The organism is Streptomyces sp. NPDC050388, from assembly GCF_040655635.1.
GTDB lineage: Bacteria > Actinomycetota > Actinomycetes > Streptomycetales > Streptomycetaceae > Streptomyces.
This window is the reverse complement of sequence record NZ_JBFAKH010000265.1, coordinates 1-1,479: the sequence shown is the minus strand read 5'-3', so window position 1 is coordinate 1,479 and position 1,479 is coordinate 1. Positions and strand designations below refer to the sequence as shown.

Genomic DNA, 1,479 nt, shown 5'->3' with positions numbered 1-1,479 from the left:
GGGTCTTCAAAGTTGAGCGGTGCGGAGGTGTCCGCGGGCTCGGCGGGTGGTGACGCAGCGTGTCCGTAGTCGTTGGTGGTCGGCGTTGCGAAAGCCGAACGCGTTGCGGGCGACGAGCTTGATCACGCGGTTGATGCCTTCGCTCTTGGCGTTGCTGTGCCCGGTGTCGATGAACGCTTCGGTCTCCGGCCACCAGCGGTCGACGGTGGCGGCGAGCCGGCGGACCTCGGGGATGTCGGAGTCCGCGCACCAGGTGAGGAACTTCCAGCGGGCGTGGCCGACTTGGTGCCGATCGGCACGGGTACGGGCCAGGGCGAGCAGGTTGCGCGGGTCCTCCTTGGCGATCCATGCCGTCAGCAGGGTCTGGCCGATCTTTCCCTCGCCCAGCAGCGCGTTCCACATCGTGGCGAACTGGTCGTCGGTGAGGTCCTCGCGGTTGCGCAGCAGGCGCCGCCTGGCCTTCCACTCGGGGTCACTGGCGCGTCCGCGCCGGCCGCGGGTCTCGGCGGTGATGCGGCGCCTGACCATGGACAGCATCTTGTCGGCGAGCTGGACGACGTGGAAGTGGTCGACCACGACGGTGGCGTGCGGCAGGCCGGTGCGGACGGCGGCGCGGTAGGTGGCCGACATGTCGATGGCCACGTACTGGATGCTCTTTCTCCAGGTCAGTGGGGTGGTGACGAGCCAGGCGAGCACATCGGCGACGGTACGGCCCTCGACCTGGCCGAGCAGGCCGCCGGTGCCGAGCGCGTCGACGAACCCCGTATGCCACCGATCACGCGTCAGCAGCCACCTGCCCATGGGGGGGCCTGTTCCCGGCGCGGCCGTCCGCGCCGGGTCTCGTCGATGCCCAGCACCTGCACCCCGGGCAGCGGTGCCTCGGTGACCTCGTGGGCGGCGGTGCGGAAGGCGTCCATCACGGTCGGCCAGGACAGGTGCAGATCCCGGGCGGCCTGGATGACGGTGGAGCCGGCGTCGCGTATCCGGCACCCGGCGGCCCCGCGCAGCCGCATGGTGATCCGCGCACCGGCCGGTAGCTGCGGGATCTGCTCGGTGAACGACCGGCGCGGGCAGCCGGGCTCCCGGCAGAACCAGCGACGCTTGCGCCAACGGGACTCCAGCCCGCTCTCGCCATAGGGCAGATCGTGGGGTCGGGTGATGGCGGAGCCCTTCACTCGGGTGGCGAAGACCCCGCAGACCGGGCAGGCCCGGGCCGTCTCATCGGCCGTGGCCAGGTGGACGCGGCGTGTCCCATCGGCCAGCCGCTCGACCCGGGCGACGGACACCCCGTCGAGGCCGAGCAGCACCGTCGTATCGTTGAGCAAGCCCGTGGCTCCTGGATGATCGTTCTGCGTAGAGAACAGAAATGATCACTCAGGACCAGGGGCGCCCCTGCAAGGGCCGAGCCACCCCCTTCGCCACAGAACGTGACGCCACGACAGCAAGCCGAACCAGCGCACCGCTCAACTTCGAAGACCC

At 70.4% G+C, this 1,479-nt stretch carries 2 protein-coding genes; both read right to left on the bottom strand.

Annotation, left to right across the window (positions count from 1 at the left end; all coding sequences use genetic code 11):
- Positions 1–6 precede the first annotated feature (6 nt).
- Entirely contained in the window at positions 7–801 is a 795-nt protein-coding gene (locus AB0I73_RS41265; RefSeq protein WP_363045511.1) for a transposase, read from the bottom strand.
- Positions 783–1,325, bottom strand: a complete 543-nt coding sequence (locus AB0I73_RS41260) for a transposase family protein (RefSeq protein ID WP_363045510.1) — start codon at positions 1,323–1,325, stop codon at positions 783–785. The genes AB0I73_RS41265 and AB0I73_RS41260 overlap by 19 nt, the downstream gene beginning before the upstream one ends.
- Between the last annotated feature and the right edge of the window lie 154 nt (positions 1,326–1,479).

Excerpts from the sequence above, each read along its gene's own strand:
- AB0I73_RS41265 (WP_363045511.1), bottom strand. The coding sequence starts at position 801 with ATGGGCAGGTGGCTGCTGACGCGTGATCGGTGGCATACGGGGTTCGTC.